This window comes from Streptomyces sp. NBC_00273 (genome assembly GCF_036178145.1).
GTDB lineage: Bacteria > Actinomycetota > Actinomycetes > Streptomycetales > Streptomycetaceae > Streptomyces.
Genome location: NZ_CP108067.1, coordinates 6,071,180 through 6,089,331, shown reverse-complemented (window position 1 = coordinate 6,089,331; position 18,152 = coordinate 6,071,180). Strand labels below are relative to the sequence as shown.

Here is an 18,152-nt window from a genome sequence, read left to right as displayed (position 1 = left end):
GGTCGCTCTGAGCGACGAAGGTTGGGCCCGGGGGCTTGGATCGAGTCGGTGCCGTACCCAGGCTAACAAAGGATCGCCGAAAGTGATCCCCCTGCTCGCGCCCGTATCCGAGCACCACGCTCCCGGCCGCGGACCATCCGGCCGTACGGGGCCCTGAGCGGGCCGGGACCCCGGCGGTGGACCGCCACCGCCGGGCCGATCCGCCCCTGCCCGGCCCGGCCCGGCCTACGGCAGCAGCAGCTCCGGCACCCCGTCCGCGTCCGGCTTGTCCCGCTCCGCCGAGACCACCGTCAGCTGCTGCGTCGCGCGCGTCAGCGCCACGTACAGCACCCGCAGGCCCGCCGGGGACTCGTCCGCGATCTCCGCCGGGGAGACCACCACCGTGGCGTCGTACTCCAGGCCCTTGGCCTCCAGGCTGCCCAGCGCCACCGCCCGCCCGCCGAGGTCCGCGAGCCAGCCCGCCGCCTCCGCGCGCCGGTCCATGGCCACGACCACGCCGACGGTGCCGTCCACCTGCTCCAGCAGCCTCCGGGTCTCCTCGCGGACCGCCGTGCCCAGATCGCCCCCGGCGGCCGTGAAGCGGGGCTCCAGGCCCGTGGAGCGCACCGCCGACGGCGGCTCCATGCCGGGCATCGCCAGGCGCAGCACCCGGGAGGCGACCTCGGCGACCTCGGCCGGGTTGCGGTAGTTCACCGTCAGGGTGAACCGGCGCCGCGGGCGGGACCCGAGGGCCTCGTCGCGGGCCGCGGCGGCCTCCTCCGGGTCCGTCCAGGAGGACTGCGCCGGGTCGCCGACCACGGTCCACGTGCCGTGCCGGCCCCGACGGCCCACCATCCGCCACTGCATCGGCGTCAGGTCCTGGGCCTCGTCCACGATGACGTGCGCGTACTCGGTGCGCTCCGCCGCGAGCCGCTCGGCCCGCTCCCACTGGGTCTCCTCGCGGGTCGGCATCAGCTCTTCCAGCCCGCTGAGCTGGTCGAGTGGATCCAGCTCCCGCTTGCGCTTCGGCCGCGCCGGGGCGCCCAGCAGCAGCTGGAGCTCGTCCAGCAGCGCCACGTCGTGCACCGACAGGGGGCCCTTGCCGTCCGGGCCCACCCGGCGCAGCGAGCGGGCCAGCTGGCGGGTCTCGCGCGGGTTGAGGTCCCGGCGCGACCAGCGGCCGAGGTGGCGCTCGTCGGCGAGCGCGGCGAGCACCGCCCGCGGGGTCAGCTCGGGCCACCAGGCGTTGAGGAAGCCGATGAAGGCGTCCTCGGTGGAGATGTCCTCGTCGAAGGCGGAGCGCAGTTCGGCGGCCAGCTCCGGGTCGCTGTGCCGGCCGGCGCCGCCGGACTTCGCGTAGAGGGCGTCGAGCAGCAGCTTGCGGGCGCGCGGGCGCAGCAGGTTGACCGGGGCGGTGCCGCCGAGCACGTTCTGCCGGATCCGGTTCAGCTCGTCGGCCTCCAGCTCCTGGCGGCGACCGAAGGCCACCACGCGCAGCCGGTCGGGGGCGCCGCCGAGCTCCAGTGCACCGCGTACGGCCTTGCGGAGCACCTTGAGCATCCGGGAGGAGCCCTTGATGCGGGCCACGGCCGGGGAGTCGTAGGTGGTGGCCTCCGCGCCGTCGACGAGCGAGCCCAGCGCCCGGATGGCCACCTGGCCCTCCTCGCCGAGCGAGGGCAGCACGCCCTCGGTGTACGCGACGAGCAGCGGGGTCGGCGAGACGATCAGGATGCCGCCGGAGTAGCGGCGCCGGTCCTGGTAGAGCAGGTAGGCGGCGCGGTGCAGGGCGACGGCGGTCTTGCCGGTGCCCGGGCCGCCGGCGACCTCGGCCACGGAGGCGGCGGGGGCCCGGATGACCAGGTCCTGCTCGGCCTGGATGGAGGAGACGATGTCGCGCATCGAGTGCGTGCGCGCCCGTCCGAGGGCTGCCATGAGGGCGCCGTCGCCGATGGCGGGGAGCTCCCGGCCGTCCAGGGAGGCGGTGACCTCGGGGCGCATCAGGTCGTCCTCGACGCCGAGCACCTTGCGGCCCTTGGAGCGGATGACGCGGCGGCGCACGACCCGGCCGGGCTCCTTGGGCGTGGAGCGGTAGAACGGCGCGGCCGCCGGCGCGCGCCAGTCGATGACCAGCGGCGTGTAGTCGGAGTCCAGGACCCCGATGCGGCCGATGTGCAGCGTCTCGGCGATGTCGGCGGTGAGGTCCTCGCGGATCGCGTCGTCGGCGGGCTCGACGGAGGTGTACGCGCCGTCGGCGCCGCGCTCCCCGTCCTTGCCGAGCACCAGGTCGATGCGGCCGAAGAGGAAGTCCTCGAACTCGTTGTTCAGCCGGTTCAGGTGGATACCCGCCCGGAAGACCTGCGCGTCGCGCTCGGCGAGCGCGCCGGGCGTACCCACCTGGCCGCGCTTGGCGGCGTCGTTCATGAGGAACTCGGCCTCGTGGATCTTCTCCTCAAGGCGTCGGTACACCTGGTCGAGATGCGTCTGCTCGACCGCGATCTCCCGATCGCGGACGGAATCCGCCGTGCTGTCGACAGCGGCATTCTGCGCGGCCACCAAGGCCCCCTTCTGACGTGCATGGGCGACCGTCAACCGTACGCGAATCGGCCCCCTGTCCGCACGCCCGTTCCGGAACCGGTCTCGCAGGGTGGTACGCCTCTCACCGGGACCCTTGCCCCGCCCCGGCCGCCAGGACCCGGCGGCGGTGCCGGGCCACGCGCTCCCGGTTCCCGCAGCGCTCGCTGGAGCACCAGCGGCGCCGGTGGCCCCGGGAGGTGTCCAGGTAGACGCGGGGGCAGCCGTCGCCCGCACAGGCCCGTAGCAGCGCCCGGTCGCCGGGGTCGGTCAGCAGCTCGACGGCGTCCCGGGCCACGGCCGCGAGCAGCGCACCGCATTCCACGCCGCCGCACAGCTCCCGTACGAGGTGTCCTTCCTGGTCCCGTACGGCGCACAGGCCGGGGGGTGGTCCGGCGGCCAACGCGTTGACCCGGGCGAGGGCGTTCTCGTCCGTGTCGGTGCCGAGCAACTCCGCCCGTACGAGCGTTTCCACGTCGGCGCGCAGGGACCGGAAGGCCGCGGCCCAGTCGGGCCCCACCCGGACGAGCGGCGTCCGGTCGGGGACCAGGCCGGCGCCGGCGAGCCACAGCCGCAGCTCGTCACCGTCCGGGATCCCCTCGTGGGGGGTGAAGGTGGCCACCAGGTCCAGACAGACCCGCCCGGAATCGAACCGCATGCCGTCAGCCTCCCGTCGTGGGGTGCCGTACCAGATTGCCGCCCGGCGGGTCACAGCGGAAGCCCCCGAACCGGTGGGTCCGCCCCTGGCTCGCGCGGAGCGTCAGCTACCCGCGCGCCCACCGGCTGCCGCCGGCCCATTGCAGCCTCGCTGGCGGAATCCGGCTGCGCAATCCAGCCTCGCCGGCGTTTGAGCAGGGGGCACCTCCCAGCGGTAGCTGGGGGAGGGTCCGGGCGGAGCCCGGTGCCCGGCCGAGCCGGGTTTCCTGGGGCTCCGCCCCAGACCCCGCTCCTCAAACGCCGGAGGGGCTGGATGTACCCGGCGGGTTGTCGTGGAGGAGGCGTTGGAAGAGGCGGTGGTCGCGCCAGGCGCCGTCGATGTGGAGGTAGCGCGGCGCGAGGCCGAACGGCTCGAAGCCCGCCTTCGCCAGCACCCGCTGCGAGGCCAGGTTGTCGACCAGGGTCCCCGCCTCCACCCGGTGCAGGCCCAGTTCGTCGCGGGCGACCCGGCAGACCTCCTCCACGGCCGCGGTGGCCAGCCCCTTGCCGTGCCAGGCCGGGTCGACCCAGTACCCGACGCCGCCGCTGCACAGCGGCCCGTACGCGATGGAGCCGAGGTTGATCGCGCCGACGGGCGCGCCCGTGGCCGTCTCGACGAACACGTACGGGACGATCCGCCCCGCGTCCCGCTCGGCGAGCACGCCCTCGATCCGCTCCCGCTGGCCGTCCTCCGTGTAGAAGGCGTCCGGCCGGACCGGCTCGAAGGGCGCCATGTAGGCCCGGTTCCGTGCGAACGCCTCGGCCAGCCCCGCCGCGTCGCCGAGCGCGACGCCCCTCATCTCAACCCCGTCAATGATCATCCCGGCACGCTAGCCGAGGACGCCCCTGGCCGTCACCGCGTCCACCGGGAGTTCCCCGTACTTGGCCTCCCCGCCCGCGTCCAGCGACAGCCGGTACCCGCGCTTGACCACGGTCTGGATCAGGTTCGGGGCCCCGAGGGCCACTCGGAGGCGGGCCATCGCCGTCTCCACGGCGTGCTCGTCCCGCCCCGCGCCCGGCAGCGCCCGCAGCAGTTCGGCGCGGGACACCACCCAGCCCGGCCGCCGGGCCAGCGCCCGCAGCAGGGCCATCCCGGCGGGCGGTACGGGCCGCAGCTGCGCGTCCACCAAGGCCGCGTGCCCCCGGATCTCCACCCGGTGCCCGGCCACCGGCAGCACCCGGGCCCGCCCGGGCAGCTCCTGGCAGAGCAACTGCACCAGCGGGCCCAGCCGGAACCGTTCCGGCTGCACCGTGTCCACCCCGTGCGCCTGCAGCGGCAGTGCGGTCACCGGCCCGACGCACGCGGACAGCAGCCTGCCGCGCAGCGCGTCCAGCACGGCCTCCCGCAACCCCCGCTCCTCGGCCCGGGACAGCAGCGAGGCCGCCGCCGGCGCCGAGGTGAAGCTGACGGCGTCCACCGCGCCGCCGATCATCGCGTCCAGCAGCCGGTCCAGCGGCGCCAGGTCCTCCGGCGCCATCCACCGGTACACCGGAACCACCACCACCTCGGCGCCGCCGGCCCGCAGCGCCTCGACGAAGCCGGGCAGCGGCTCCCCGTGCAGCTGGAGGGCGATCCGCCGGCCGTCCACCCCGTCCGCCAGCAGCCGTTCCAGTACCTCGGCGAGGGATTCCGAGTCCGGGGACCAGGTCTCCACCAGCCCGGCGGCCCGGATGGCGCCCTTCACCTTCGGCCCGCGCGCCAGCAGTTCGGCGGCCCGCAGTCGCTCCAGCAGCCCCTCGCCGACGCCCCACCCGTCGGCCGCCTCGATCCACCCCCGGAAGCCGATGGCGGTGGTGGCCACGACCACGTCCGGTGCGCAGCCGATCAGTTCCTTCGTCGCGGCCAGCAGCTCGCTGTCGTCGGCGAGCGGCACGATCCGCAGCGCCGGCGCGTGCAGCACGGCCGCCCCGCGGCGGCGCAGCAGCGCGATGAGCTCGTCCGCGCGCCGGGCGGCCGTGACCCCGACGGTGAAGCCCGCGAGCGGGCCGGTGTTCGTGTCGTCCATCGTGACCTGCCTAGTGACGCATGTGGGGGCGGTACGGGTGGACCGAGTCTGCCCACACGTCGTGTCGGACTCGGTTCACCCGTATTTCGCCCCGGTTACACCGACGTGAGCTGCGGTTTCGTCTCGACGCCGACCGTGTGGATCACCGGGGCCACCGGGCGGCGAAGGTATACCGCCCAGGTGACCGCGCAGCACAGGGCGTAGAAGCCGAGGAAGGTGACGAAGGCCGCCGTTCCGGAGCCGGAGGTGCGGAACGCCTCCCGGAAGACCAGGTTGATGCCGAGTCCGCCGAGCGCGCCGACCGCCCCGATGAGTCCCATCGAGGCGCCGGAGAGCCGGCGCCCGTACGCGGCCGCGCTCTCGCCGCTCATGCCGCGCGCCAGCGCCTTCGCCTGGAAGATGCCGGGGATCATCTTGTACGTCGATCCGTTGCCGAGCCCGCTCAGTACGAACAGGGCCACGAAGCCGACGAGGAAGACCGGCAGCGAGGACCGCTGCGAGGCGAACACCACCACTCCGGTGGCCGCGGCCATGGCCACGAACGTCCCCAGGGTGATCCGGGCCCCGCCGAACCGGTCCGCGAGCGCCCCGCCCACCGGCCGGATCAGCGATCCGAGCAGCGGCCCCATAAAGGTCAGCGAGGCGGCCTGGAGCGGGGTGCGGCCGAACTGGGTCTGCAGCACCAGGCCGAAGGCGAAGCTGTAGCCGATGAAGGACCCGAACGTGCCGACGTAGAGGAACGCCATGATCCAGGTGTGCGCGTCCTTCAGCGCCTCGCGGACCGCGCCGGTGTCGTTGCGCACGGGCGCCAGGTTGTCCATCCGTACGGCCGCCAGGACCGCCGCGGTCACGATCAGCGGGATGTAGGCGGCCAGCAGGTACCGGGGGTGGGCGGCCCCGGCGGTCGCGATGACCAGCAGCCCGGCCAGCTGCACCACGGGCACGCCGATGTTGCCGCCGCCGGCGTTCAGGCCGAGCGCCCAGCCCTTCTTGCGCAGCGGGAAGAAGGCGTTGATGTTGGTCATGGAGGAGGCGAAGTTGCCGCCGCCGACGCCGGTGAGGGCGGCGACGACCAGGAAGGTCCCGTAGGAGGTTCCGGGCTCCATCACCACGATCGCGGCGACCGTCGGCGCGAGCAGCAGCAGCGCGCTGACGACGGTCCAGTTGCGGCCGCCGAAGCGGGCCACGGCGAAGGTGTACGGCACCCGTACGATCGCGCCCACGCAGGTGGCGGTCGCGATCAGGAAGAACTTCCCGGCCGGGTCGATCCCGTACGCCGGTCCCATGAAGAGGACCATCACGGACCAGAGCGACCAGATGGAGAAGCCGATGTGCTCGGAGAACACGGAGTAGACGAGGTTGCGGCGGGCGGTCCGCTCCCCGGTCTCCTTCCAGAAGGTCTCGTCCTCGGGGTCCCACCGCTCGATCCAGCGGCCCCCCTTGCGCGGTGCGGTCGTACCGGTCATCACACGCCTCCACAGCTCTCGCGTCCGTGGCACGACCGTAGGAACGGCGCGTTTCGGCCCCGGTCACCGCCTGATGACCGCCGGGAAACCTTGCTCTCACCCGCCGCCGGGGGCACCTGTGAGCGCGGCGGGGCGCCAGCTCGCCGGGGGCACTTCCAGCCAGCCGCGCTCGCCGCCGAGCCCGGCCACGGCCCGGTGCAGCGCTTCGAGTCCGGGGTGGCTGAAGCCCTTGCGCCAGACCATGGACAGCGGGGAGAGCGGTACGGGGTCGACCAGCGGGCGCTTGACGGACCCGGGCATGTCGACGAAGTCGACGGTCACCAGCACCGGATGGCCGGTCTTGGCCATGACCCGGCTGAACTCGTCCTTGCCGATGGCCACCGGCGCGGGCGGCGCCATCAGGATCCCCCGCCCGGCGAACAGCTCGCGCGCGAGCCCCGTCCACTCCAGCGTGCGGGGGTTCCCCGCGCCCGCGTAGACGGTCTCCCCGGCCAGCGCGTCCAGCGGTACGGCCGCCAGCCCGGCCAGCGGGTGTCCTTCGGGCAGCAGCACGGCGAGCGGTTCGTAGCGCACGGGCCGGTGCGCGAGGCGCGAGCGCCACACCGGGTCCAGCCCGTCGGCGTACCCGAAGGAGACGTCGAGACGTCCGGCGGCGATCTCGGCGGCGGCGTGGGTCAGGCCGCTCTCCCAGCGGGCCATCAGCTCGCAGTCCGGGGCCAGCTCCCGGGCCCGGTCCAGCACGGTGCGCGCGGTGCTCGGCCCGTCGGTGTTCAGGTCGACGAGCAGGGCCCGGGGTGCGGCGAAGGCGGCGGCGAGCGCCTCGTGCGCGGCCAGCACCCGCCGGGCGAGCGGCAGCAGCCGCTCCCCGTCGGGGGTCGGTTCGACGGCGCGGGTCGTGCGGACGAACAGCGCGGTGCCGAGGGCCTCTTCGAGCCGCCGTACGTCGCGGCTCAGCGCCTGCTGGGCGACGTAGAGCCGGGCGGCGGCGCGGGTGAAGTGCAGTTCCTCGGCGACCGCGACGAACCCGCGCAGCAGCCGGGGATCCACGTCACGGGACATCATCCCCGGAGACTAACAACAGATCGGCGTGAATGGCCGCCGAACAGGTGTTGGACGATCCGCCCGGTCCGGGCCGAGGGTGGTGGTCATGCCCCTCATGGCCGTCACCGGCAGCACGCTCGTCCTCGCCGCCCCGCCCGCTTCGCCCGTCCCGCCGGTCCCCGCCCGCACTCCCCCGCGCCCGCCGCGCCCGTCGGGCCCGCTGGCCCCCTACCGGCGCCTGTTCGCGCTGCCCGGCACCCGCGGCTTCACCGCCGGGAACCTGCTCGCCCGCCTCCCCATGGGCATGTTCGGGATCAGCGCGGTCATGATGATCGCCGGCCAGCGCGGCTCGTACGCCCTCGCGGGCGCGGTCTCGGCGACCGGACTGGCCGCTACCGCGCTGGTCGGGCCGTGGACCGCCCGGCTGATCGACCGGCACGGCCAGGCCCGGATCGCCGTCCCGGCCACCTTGATCGCGGTCCTCGGCTCGCTGTCCCTGGTCGTGTGCGTCCGTACCGGCGCCCCCGCCTGGACCCTCTTCGCCTCGTACGCGGCGACCGCCACCACCCCCAACATCGGCGGCATGTCCCGCGCCCGCTGGACGCACCTGCTGCGCGGCTCCCGGGACGCGCACCACACGGCGATGTCCTTCGAACAGGCCGCCGACGAGCTCTGCTTCATGCTCGGCCCGGTGCTGGCGGCCTTCCTCTGCTCGGTCGTCCTCCCCGAGGCCGGCACCCTCACCGCGGCGGCCCTGCTGCTGACCGGCATGCTGGTCTTCACCTCCTGCCGCGCCACCCAGCCCCCGGTGACGGCGGGTCCGCGCCACGGCTCCCCGCTGCGCGCCCTCGGCCCGCTGATGCCCCTCTTCCTCGCCACGGGCGTGGTCTTCGGCTCGATGGAGATCGCCTCGATCGCCCACCTCGACGCCCTGGGCCTGGGCGCCGCCTCCGGCCCGGTACTGGCCCTCCAGGCGGCGGGCTCCTGCGCGGCCGGCCTGCTCTACGGCACGATGCGCCCGCGCGGCCTGCGCACCTGCCTGCTCGTCATGGCCGCCGCGATGGCCCTGCCCGGGCTCGCGGCGAGCACGGGCGCTCTCTTCCCGCTGGCCTGCGCGCTGCTGCTGGCGGGCATGGCCACGGCCCCCACGATGGTGACGGCCATGTCCCGCGTCCACGCGCTCACCCCGCAGGGCCGCCTCAACGAGGGCATGACCCTCGCGGTCACCGCCATCTTCGCGGGCATCTCCCTGGGCGCGGCCACGGCCGGCACCCTGGTCGACCACCTGGGCCCGGCGACCGCCTACGCCCTCCCGGCCGCGGCGGCCGTTCTCGCGCTCGCCTCCGTCCGGGCCGTCACTCGTACCAGGTGATGCTGCAGACGTAGACGCACTCGTGCCGGGGGACGGCCAGGAAGTTGATGAACCCGCGCCCACCGAGAATGTCGAATTCTCGGAGACCGCCGGTCCTTCCGGTGGGGCGACCGACGGCCTCGGCATCCCGGCCGAGCGCTGACAGTTCGGTGGCGATCCGCTCGACCTCCGCGACCACCCCGGGCGGCAGGCCGCCGGTGATGTGCGCGGAATCGTCAGCGTTGTAGTCCCATGTCCACTGGCTCACAGGCCGGTCTCGGCCTCTGCTTTGTCGAGGATCTGCTGGATCTCGGCCAAGGCCGGCCCGGGATCCTCAACCCCTTCCTGAACCAGCCGTTCCAGGGCGTGCAGACGCGCAGCCCTCCGGGGGTGGCGTTCGATCTCGACGAATACGGCCCAGGAGTGGATGAAAGCTCGCAGCGGGGCGAGCGACTGCGCCTGCTGGGCGCTCGTCGTCGCCTCGAAGAGGTGCTGCGTCAACCCGGGGACACGGCTGGGCGCGATCTTCGCAACGGCCTCGCGAAGGGCGGCAGGCGTGAGTTCCGGCATGGGGATCAGCGGCCCGCCCTCATCGGGGATCGGCGTACTCACATGTCCTCCTCGCTGGAACTCCGCTCCGGAGTGGGCTTCTCACCGTACCGCCACCAGCAGCGCAGCGCGGAGGCTTCCCGCATGACAAAGGCCCCGCAGCCGAGAGGCTGCGGGGCCTTTGCCCACATGGGATGAGTGGAGATGGCGGGAATCGAACCCGCGTCCAACGGTGCAGAAGCAGGGCTTCTCCGAGCGCAGTCCGCTGCGCTTTTCTCAGCCCCGGAGATCACACGGACGAGTCTCCGACGGGCTCAGTCACTGTTTGGTTTCCCTCCAACCCCCGTGACCGGGGCTAGAGGTTTAGATCCCTAATTGACGCCAGGATCCGGACCGGGACCACTTCCGGGCTGACGCTCCTCACAGAGGCTTCAGCTCACTGTTATTAGGCAGCGAGGGTGAAGCGGGAGTTATCGCTCTTGGAGTTGGCGATTATTTTTTGCGACATGTGGTTAGCGAGATCATTGCCGCTTCCTCGGCTCGCTTCCCCTGCATCGACATCCGCTGTCGAAACCGATCATCCCCATGTTGTTTTTTCAAGCTGCGCCGACCCCTGGGGGGCGGTGCTGACGCCATGGTACGCGAAGTGGACCACCGCGTGCCAGGTGATTAAACCGTGCCGCGCTGCTTGCGACGGATGGCCGAGATCGCCCGGTTCGTCTCGCGGGTGTCCTGCTTCTCCCGCAGCGTCTGCCGCTTGTCGTACTCCTTCTTGCCCTTCGCCAGCGCGATCTCGATCTTCGCCCTGCCGTCCTTGAAGTACAGCGAGAGGGGCACGATCGTGTGACCCGACTCGTCGGCCTTGCGCTCCAGCTTGTCGATCTCCTCGCGGTGCATGAGGAGCTTGCGCTTGCGCCGGGCGCTGTGGTTGGTCCAGGTGCCCTGGCTGTACTCCGGCACGTGCACGTTGTAGAGCCAGGCTTCCCCGCCCTCCACCGACACGAAGCCGTCCACCAGCGAGGCCCTGCCCTGGCGCATGGACTTGACCTCGGTGCCCGTGAGCACGAGACCGCACTCGTAGGTGTCGAGGATCGCGTAGTCGTGACGCGCCTTCTTGTTCTGGGCGATCATCTTCCGCCCTTTTTCCTTAGCCATAGTGCGGTCATTTTCGCACTACGGACCCACCCCGAGGCCACCCAATACCGTGACGGCCCGCTCCTCGACCGCCTCGCCCGCCGGCACGTCCGGGGTGATGCCGGCGCCGTCCAGGCTGCGGCCCGCCGGCGTGCGGTACGTGCCCACCGTCAGCTCGGCCACCGAGCCGTCCGGGAGCTCGGTCGGCATCTGCACCGATCCCTTGCCGAAGGTCCGGCTGCCCACGGCCACCGCCCGGCCCCGGTCCTGCAGGGCGCCCGTCACCAGTTCGGCCGCGCTCATCGTGCCGCCGTCGACCAGGGCCACCAGCGGCCGGGTGGTGTCCCCGCCCTCGGCCGCGTACAGGACCCGCTGGTCGCCCCGTACGTCGTACGTGGCCACGAGCCCGCCGTCGAGGAAGGCCGAGGCGGCGGTGACCGCTTCGGTGACCAGACCGCCCGGGTTGCCGCGCAGGTCGAGCACGATCCCCCGGCCGGACGGGGCCGCGCGGACGGCGGCCTTGACGCGATCGCCGGAACCACGGGTGAAGGAGGCGACCTTGATGACCGTGACCCCGTCCGGGCGCTGCCGTACGGTCACCGGCTCGGTGCGCATCTGCTCGCGGCGCACGGTCTCGGTGAGGTCGGCGCCGTCCCGGCTCAGGTTCAGCACCACGGGGGTGCCGGCATCGCCGCGCAGCAGGGCGACCACGTCGGGCACGGCGAGGCCCGTCACGGCGTGCCCGTCGACGCTCATCAGCCGGTCCCCGGCGCGTAGCCCGGCCCGGGCGGCGGGGCTGCCGGGCTGGACCCTGTCGACCTTGATCATGCCGTCGGGGGCCCGGCCGGCCCACACCCCGACGCCGGTCCAGCGGCCGTCGAGGCCCTCGGCGAAGGCGGCGTACTCACCCTGGTCGTAGACGGCGCCCCAACGGTCACCGCTGCGACTGACGACCTCCTGGGCCGCCTTCTTCCCGGACTTCCCCTCGGCGACCGCCTCGGCGACGGCGCGGGCGACGGCCTCCCGGTCGACGGTGCCCGCCTCGCGCGAGGGCTCGGCCGCGGGGGCGCCGGCCAGGGCCGCAGCGGTCCCGGCGCCGTCCTCGTGCTGCCAGCATCCGGTTAAGGCACCGGTGGCGACGGCCGCGAGGAAGGCCAACGTCAAAACGGCCCCGCGACGCAGGTCGCGGGGCCGGAGACAGAGAGCGGGCAGTCCCGGCATGGCGCCGAGTCTAGGACAAGCCCCGCTCCGGTACGGATGGTTGGCCGTACCGCTCACGGGGCGCTTGTCACACCTTCAGGTACTTGCGCAGGGCGATGAAGGCGGCCATGGAGGGCATCAGGAGGCCGATGAAGAGTACGTACGGGAGCTTGGCCAGCACCGATCCCCAGCCCATGAAGTCGATGAGCTGGATCTTGTCCCGCAGCCCGACGCCGTGGTCGATCACGAAGTACTGGCCGGAGACGAGCATGCCGCAGGCGAAGAGCGCGCCGATGAGGCCGGCGACGGCCGCCTCCATGATGAAGGGGACCTGGATGTAGAAGCTGGAGGCACCCACCAGCCGCATGATCCCCGTCTCACGCCGTCGGCTGAAGGCAGAAACGCGCACGGTGTTGACGATCAGCAGCAGCGCCACGACCAACATGATCAGCATGATGGCGAGCGCCGCGATGTTCAGGTAGTTGAGGATCCGGAAGAGGTCGTCGATGGCCTGGCGCTGGTCGTCGACGGTGTGGATGCCGTCGCGGCCGACGAAGGCGGAGGTGACGACCTTGTACTTCTCCGGGTCCTTCAACTTGACCCGGAAGGACTCCTGCATCTGGTCCGGGGTGATGGAGGAGGCGAGCGCCGTGTTCCCGAACCGCTCCTGGTAGTGCTTGTACGCCTCGTCCGCCGACTCGTAGGCGACGGACTTCACCAGGGACATCTTCTTGAGCTCGGACTCGATCTGCTTCTTCTGCTCGTCGGTCACCGCACCCTTGGCGCAGGTGGTGACGCCCGTGGAGGCCGCCGGCGAACCGTCGGCCTTCTTGGCTGCGGCCTCGCTCGCCTCCACGGCGTCCTGCTTGTTGCAGAGGTAGATCGAGACGTTGGCCTTGTCGTACCAGTAGCCCTTCATCTTGCTCACCTGCTCGCTCATGAGCATGGAGCCGCCGAACAGGGCCAGGGAGAGGCCCACCGAGATGATGACCGCGAAGGTCATGGTGAGATTGCGACGGAGACCGACGCCGATCTCCGACATGACGAACTGGGCGCGCATTGCGTCTCAGGGACCTTTCAGTGCTGGTAGCCGTAGACGCCGCGCGACTGGTCGCGCACGAGTCGGCCCTGTTCGAGTTCGATGACGCGCTTGCGCATCTGGTCGACGATCTGCTGGTCGTGGGTGGCCATGATCACGGTGGTGCCGGTCCGGTTGATCCGGTCCAGCAGCTTCATGATCCCGACCGAGGTCTGCGGGTCGAGGTTGCCGGTGGGCTCGTCCGCGATCAGCAGGGCGGGGCGGTTGACGAAGGCGCGGGCGATGGCCACGCGCTGCTGCTCACCGCCGGAGAGCTCGCCGGGCATCCGCTCCTCCTTCCCGCCCAGCCCCACGAGTTCGAGGACCTGCGGGACGGCCTTGCGGATCTCGCCCCGCGGCTTGCCGATGACTTCCTGCGCGAAGGCCACGTTCTCGGCCACCGTCTTGTTGGGGAGCAGGCGGAAGTCCTGGAAGACGGTCCCCAGCTGGCGCCGCATCTGCGGGACCTTCCAGTTGGAGAGCTTGGCGAGGTCCTTGCCCAGGACGTGCACCTGGCCGTGGCTCGCCCGCTCCTCGCGCAGGATGAGCCGCAGGAAGGTGGACTTGCCGGAGCCGGAGGAGCCGACCAGGAAGACGAACTCGCCCTTCGCGATGTCGAGGGAGACTTCTCTGAGTGCGGGACGGCTCTGCTTCGGGTAGGACTTGGAGACACTGTCGAATCGGATCACGGGTGCACCACGGTCGCCGGGAGTAGGTGTGCGTGACCATACGCGAACGGGCGCGAGGTGTGGACCCGGCCTCCGGACTTGCCCGATTTATCCCGGCGTGCGGGCGCTCAGGACCGTGATTGCCCGGACGGGCCGCGCCGAATGTCGGCGAAGCTGGCACAGTGGTAGGGGGAACGCTCCGGTTCCCCACGCCGTTATAGGCGACAGAAGACCGAGGGGACGAGAGGAGGAGCGCATGACATATGACCGGCTCGTGTGCGCGAACTGCGCCGCACCCGTCAGCCAGGGCCGCTGCCCGGTATGCCGGGCGAACCGGGAGCGCCTCCAGCAGGAGGGCCCCTTCTCCGGCCTGAACCCCGTGACGCTCATCGTGCTCATGGTGGTCCTCGTGACGGCTCTGGTCCTGGTGGCCCAGCACACCGCCTAGACCGCCCGGCCGTGGTGCCCGCGGTAGGCCCGTGCCACGTTCCGATCACACACGCGGAAGGGCCCGGACACCATGTGTCCGGGCCCTTCCGCTTGTACGCGAGGTACGCCGCGGCTACCGAGGGTTACGCGGTCTGCTCCTGCTGCTTGCGCCAGCGGATCCCGGCTTCCAGGAAGCCGTCGATCTCGCCGTCGAGCACCGCCTGCGGGTTGCCGACCTCGAACTCCGTCCGCAGGTCCTTGACCATCTGGTACGGGTGCAGGACGTAGGAGCGCATCTGGTTGCCCCAGGAGCTGCCGCCGTCCTTGAGGGCGTCCATCCTGTCCTTCTCCTCCTGGCGGCGCCGCTCCAGCAGCTTGGCCTGGAGGACGTTCATGGCGCTCGCCCTGTTCTGGATCTGCGAGCGCTCGTTCTGGCAGGAGACCACGATGCCGGTCGGGATGTGCGTGATGCGGACCGCCGAGTCGGTGGTGTTGACGCCCTGGCCGCCGGGGCCGGAGGCGCGGTACACGTCGACGCGCAGCTCGGCCTCGTCGATCTCGACGTGGTCGCTGGTCTCCACGACCGGGAGCACCTCGACGCCCGCGAAGGAGGTCTGGCGGCGGCCCTGGTTGTCGAAGGGCGAGATGCGCACGAGGCGGTGGGTGCCCTGCTCGACGGAGAGCGTTCCGTAGGCGTACGGGGCCTTGACCACGAAGGTGGTCGACTTGATGCCGGCCTCTTCCGCGTACGAGGTCTCGTAGATCTCGGTCGAGTAGCCGTGCCGCTCCGCCCAGCGCAGGTACATGCGCTGGAGGCGCTCGGCGAAGTCGGAGGCGTCGACGCCACCGGCCTCGGCGCGGATGTTGACCAGGGCCTCGCGCTCGGCGTACTCGCCGGAGAGCAGGGTCCGGACCTCCATCTCGTCCAGCGCCTTGCGGACGGAGACCAGCTCGGCCTCGGCCTCGGCCAGGGTGTCCGCGTCGTCCATTTCCTGGGCGAGGTCGAAGAGCACCGCGAGGTCGTCGATGCGCCCCCGCAGGGTCTCGGTCTTGCGGACCTCCGCCTGGAGGTGCGAAAGCTTGCTCGTGATCTTCTGGGCGGCCTCCGGGTCGTCCCACAGGGACGGCGCAGCGGCCTGCTCCTCGAGCACGGCGATATCTGCCCTCAGCTTGTCGAGGTCCAGGACGGCCTCGATCGACCCCATGGTCGAGGAGAGGGACTTCAGCTCTTCGGAAACATCGACGACTGCCACGGGTCCAGCGTAGCCGGTCCCCGGACAACGCAGTCCGGCCAGGCCGAATCACCCGTTCTGGTGATGGATCGTACGGGCGTACCCTCTGTCTATGACCGTTCACCTCGTCAAGCGCCGCCATGTCGACCACATGCGTGTCACGACGACGAGCTGTCCGCCGCCGGACCGAACCCAAGCCTGATCCACCACGATCCGACTTGGTCCTGTACGCGGCCCCGTGGTCCCGGCACCATCCCTGTCGGAGACCCGCCCCCCGCCCGCGGCCCCCACCACCTTTGGGGAACAGGACCCCGTGACATCCGAAACGGAGCCGTCATGCCGTCCGCGCACTCTCTCCCCGTCCTGGACCTCTCCCAGGCCGACGACCCGGCCCAGCGGGCCGATTTCCTGAAGAAGCTGCACGCAGCCGCCAGGGACACCGGTTTCCTGCACCTGACCGGGCACGGCGTCACTGCCGCCGAGAGCGCCCGCATCCTCGAGCTGACCAAGGCCTTCTTCGCCCTCCCCGAAGCCGACCGGCTCGCCGTCAGCAATCTGAACTCCCCCCACTTCCGCGGCTACACCCGGATCGGCCACGAGCTGACCGGCGGCGCCTCCGACTGGCGGGACCAGCTCGACGTCGGCGCGGAGCGCCCGGCGCCGGTCGTGGGGCCGGACGACCCGGCGTTCCTGTGGCTGGAGGGCCCGAACCAGTGGCCCGCCGCCCTCCCGGAGCTCCGTACGGTCGTCCTGGACTGGCAGACCCGGCTCGCGGCGGTCGCCCACCGCCTGCTCCAGGAGCTCCTCGTGGCGATCGGCGCCCCGGCGGACTTCTTCGACGAGGCCTTCGCGGACCGCCCGCACCTGCACACCAAGCTGATCCGCTACCCGGGATCGGCCCCCTCCGGCGCCGACCAGGGGGTCGGCGCGCACAAGGACTACGGCTTCCTGACCCTCCTGCTGCAGGACTCGGTGGGCGGCCTCCAGGTGGTCCGGGACGGCGGCTACGTGGACGTACCGCCGATGCCGGGCGCCTTCGTGGTGAACCTGGGCGAGCTGCTGGAGATCGCGACCGAGGGCTACCTGACGGCGACGGACCACCGCGTGGTCAGCCCGCCCGGCGCGGTGGAGCGGTACTCGGTGCCGTTCTTCTACAACCCGCGGCTGGACGCGGTGATCGAGACCGTCCCGGGCGACTACCTGCGTTCCGCGCCCGGTGTCGCGCACGACGAGTCGAACCCGCTGCACGCCCAGTACGGCCGCAACGAGCTGAAGGGCTGGGTCCGCGCCCACCCCGCCGTGGCGCGGCGCTGGCACCCGGAACTGGCCTCGGTGTAACAAACTCTGCCCGGACCCGGTCCTCAATCGCCGGACGGGCTGGAAAATCCAGCCCCGCCGGCGATTGAGGCGCGGGGGTTCGGGGGCGGAGCCCCCGACAGCGGCGCCGCACGGCGCTACGGGACCCGCGGAACCGACTGCTTGTGGTCCTGCCGGGGCGCCGGGTCGTCGCCCGAGACCGCCAGCCACGTGCCCAGACCGATCGCCGCGGCCAGGGCCAGGGCCGATGCCGACAGGACCAGGCGGCGCTTGCGGGCCGCCTCCGCCCGGTGGCGGGCGGAGCCGGGGCGGTGGCCGCCGGCCGGGCGCGGGACCCGGGCGGTGCCCAGCGCCCCGCCCGCCAGCTCGTCCGGCCCCGGCACCCGCATCGAGGTGTGGGTGTCCCGGTTGGAGTCGGTCGCCGAGCCCGGCACCAGCGGGACCACGCCCCGCCGCCGGACCGGGTCGGCCGCCGGTTCCTCCGAAGGCTCGGGGTCCGGATCCGCATCGTCCGGCTCGTCCACGTCCAGCGGCGGCATCCCGGCCAGCATCGGGAGCAGGTCCCGCAGCCGCACCGACAGCTCCGAGGCCCGCAGCCGCGAGGCCGGGGCCTTGGCCAGGCACTGGACCATGAGCTGCCACAGCTCGTCGGGGATCCCCGGCAGCGGGACCACCGTCTCCGTCACGTGCCGCCGCAGGACCGCGCCCGGGTGGCCCCCGCCGAAGGGGGTGAACCCGGCCAGCAGCTCGTACAGGACCGTGGCCAGGGCGTATATGTCCACCGCGGCACGCGGGGGCAGGCCCTCGACGATCTCCGGCGCCAGGTAGTCCGGGGTGCCGATGATCCGGGTCGTGGGGGCCGAGGCCCGGCCCGTGGAGGCCCGCCGCGGGGAGTCGATCAGCTTGGCCACGCCGAAGTCGGTCAGCAGCGCCGGGTGCGAGCCGCCGGGGCCGAGCCGGCCCTGCATGTCCAGCAGGACGTTCTCCGGCTTGACGTCCCGGTGGACGACCCCCGCCGCGTGCGCCGCGGCCAACGCGTCGGCCACGTCCGCGACGATCGCCACGGCCGCCTCGGGGGCGAGCCGCCGTTCGCGGTCCAGGCGCGTGCGCAGGTCCGTGCCGCGGACGAGGTCCATGACGAGGGCGAGGTCGTTGCCGTCCACGACGAGGTCGCGGACGGACACGACGTGCGGATGCTCCAGGCCGAGCAGCGCGCTGCGCTCCTGGACGAAGCGTCCGACGAGTTCCTGGTCGGACGCGAGGTCCTCGCGCAGCAGTTTGACGGCGACGGGCCCGTCAGGCCCCTCGCCCAGCCACACCGTGCCCGCGCTGCCGCGCCCCAGGATCTGGTGCGCGGTGTACCGGCTGCCGATCTTCCGTGCCACGACTGCTCCCTCAGCGGCTGGCGTACGCACCAAAGCTACGCGGCCGGGTG

At 72.3% G+C, this 18,152-nt stretch carries 17 protein-coding genes and 1 other RNA gene; 3 read left to right on the top strand and 15 right to left on the bottom strand.

The window, feature by feature from the left end; genetic code table 11:
• Positions 1-225: 225 nt before the first annotated feature.
• The 6 genes from OG386_RS26870 to OG386_RS26845 form a co-directional block, all read right to left on the bottom strand.
• On the bottom strand, positions 226-2,532 hold the full coding sequence (locus OG386_RS26870; RefSeq protein WP_328790249.1) for a HelD family protein: 2,307 nt from the start codon (positions 2,530-2,532) through the stop codon (positions 226-228).
• 103 nt (positions 2,533-2,635) lie between these two features.
• Positions 2,636-3,208 (bottom strand): CGNR zinc finger domain-containing protein, encoded by a 573-nt coding sequence (locus OG386_RS26865; protein WP_328790248.1) that lies wholly within the window; start codon positions 3,206-3,208, stop codon positions 2,636-2,638.
• Between the two features lie 292 nt (positions 3,209-3,500).
• Positions 3,501-4,067, bottom strand: a complete 567-nt coding sequence (locus OG386_RS26860) for a GNAT family N-acetyltransferase (protein ID WP_328790247.1) — start codon at positions 4,065-4,067, stop codon at positions 3,501-3,503.
• A gap of 9 nt (positions 4,068-4,076) precedes the next feature.
• On the bottom strand, positions 4,077-5,252 hold the full coding sequence (locus OG386_RS26855) for a uroporphyrinogen-III synthase (protein WP_328790246.1): 1,176 nt from the start codon (positions 5,250-5,252) through the stop codon (positions 4,077-4,079).
• A gap of 95 nt (positions 5,253-5,347) precedes the next feature.
• Positions 5,348-6,718 (bottom strand): nitrate/nitrite transporter, encoded by a 1,371-nt coding sequence (locus OG386_RS26850; protein ID WP_328790245.1) that lies wholly within the window; start codon positions 6,716-6,718, stop codon positions 5,348-5,350.
• 96 nt (positions 6,719-6,814) lie between these two features.
• On the bottom strand, positions 6,815-7,780 hold the full coding sequence (locus OG386_RS26845) for a LysR family transcriptional regulator (RefSeq protein WP_328790244.1): 966 nt from the start codon (positions 7,778-7,780) through the stop codon (positions 6,815-6,817).
• A gap of 94 nt (positions 7,781-7,874) precedes the next feature.
• Here OG386_RS26845 and OG386_RS26840 point away from each other — a divergent pair, with 94 nt between their 5' ends.
• A complete protein-coding gene (locus OG386_RS26840) occupies positions 7,875-9,131 on the top strand; it encodes an MFS transporter (protein WP_328793369.1) in 1,257 nt (418 codons plus the stop codon).
• Here OG386_RS26840 and OG386_RS26835 read toward each other — a convergent pair.
• The 7 genes from OG386_RS26835 to ftsE all read right to left on the bottom strand — a co-directional run bounded on the left by OG386_RS26835 (position 9,115) and on the right by ftsE (position 13,760).
• Entirely contained in the window at positions 9,115-9,378 is a 264-nt protein-coding gene (locus OG386_RS26835) for a hypothetical protein (RefSeq protein WP_327385174.1), read from the bottom strand. The two genes, OG386_RS26840 and OG386_RS26835, sit on opposite strands and share 17 nt — an antisense overlap.
• A complete protein-coding gene (locus OG386_RS26830) occupies positions 9,375-9,722 on the bottom strand; it encodes a hypothetical protein (protein WP_323185172.1) in 348 nt (115 codons plus the stop codon). Before OG386_RS26830 ends, OG386_RS26835 begins: the two co-directional genes overlap by 4 nt.
• 133 nt (positions 9,723-9,855) lie before the next feature.
• Positions 9,856-10,244: a transfer-messenger RNA gene (gene ssrA / locus OG386_RS26825) on the bottom strand.
• Between the two features lie 84 nt (positions 10,245-10,328).
• Positions 10,329-10,814 (bottom strand): SsrA-binding protein SmpB, encoded by a 486-nt coding sequence (gene smpB, locus OG386_RS26820; RefSeq protein WP_328790243.1) that lies wholly within the window; start codon positions 10,812-10,814, stop codon positions 10,329-10,331.
• 18 nt (positions 10,815-10,832) lie between these two features.
• Positions 10,833-12,014 (bottom strand): S41 family peptidase, encoded by a 1,182-nt coding sequence (locus OG386_RS26815; protein WP_328790242.1) that lies wholly within the window; start codon positions 12,012-12,014, stop codon positions 10,833-10,835.
• Positions 12,015-12,081: 67 nt separating this feature from the next.
• The gene (gene ftsX / locus OG386_RS26810; RefSeq protein WP_328790241.1) at positions 12,082-13,053 is read right to left on the bottom strand and encodes a permease-like cell division protein FtsX; all 972 of its coding nucleotides are present in this window, start codon (positions 13,051-13,053) and stop codon (positions 12,082-12,084) included.
• Positions 13,054-13,070: 17 nt separating this feature from the next.
• Complete coding sequence (ftsE, locus tag OG386_RS26805) at positions 13,071-13,760, bottom strand: cell division ATP-binding protein FtsE (protein WP_030011324.1); 690 nt, start codon at positions 13,758-13,760, stop codon at positions 13,071-13,073.
• A 235-nt stretch (positions 13,761-13,995) separates the two neighbouring features.
• On the opposite strand from ftsE, the gene OG386_RS26800 reads away from it, so the two are divergent.
• Positions 13,996-14,187, top strand: coding sequence for a hypothetical protein (locus tag OG386_RS26800; RefSeq protein WP_030011325.1), 192 nt, complete (start codon positions 13,996-13,998; stop codon positions 14,185-14,187).
• Positions 14,188-14,311: 124 nt separating this feature from the next.
• Here OG386_RS26800 and prfB read toward each other — a convergent pair whose 3' ends face one another.
• Positions 14,312-15,421 carry a peptide chain release factor 2 gene (prfB, locus tag OG386_RS26795; RefSeq protein ID WP_328790240.1) on the bottom strand — a complete coding sequence of 370 codons (1,110 nt, stop codon included), beginning with the start codon at positions 15,419-15,421 and terminating at the stop codon, positions 14,312-14,314.
• Between the two features lie 315 nt (positions 15,422-15,736).
• Between prfB and OG386_RS26790 the strand changes: the two genes are divergently transcribed.
• Positions 15,737-16,738, top strand: coding sequence for an isopenicillin N synthase family dioxygenase (locus tag OG386_RS26790; RefSeq protein ID WP_328790239.1), 1,002 nt, complete (start codon positions 15,737-15,739; stop codon positions 16,736-16,738).
• Positions 16,739-16,854: 116 nt separating this feature from the next.
• Here the strand turns inward: OG386_RS26790 and OG386_RS26785 are convergent, their stop codons facing one another.
• Positions 16,855-18,102, bottom strand: coding sequence for a serine/threonine-protein kinase (locus OG386_RS26785; protein WP_327385168.1), 1,248 nt, complete (start codon positions 18,100-18,102; stop codon positions 16,855-16,857).
• Positions 18,103-18,152: the final 50 nt, after the last annotated feature.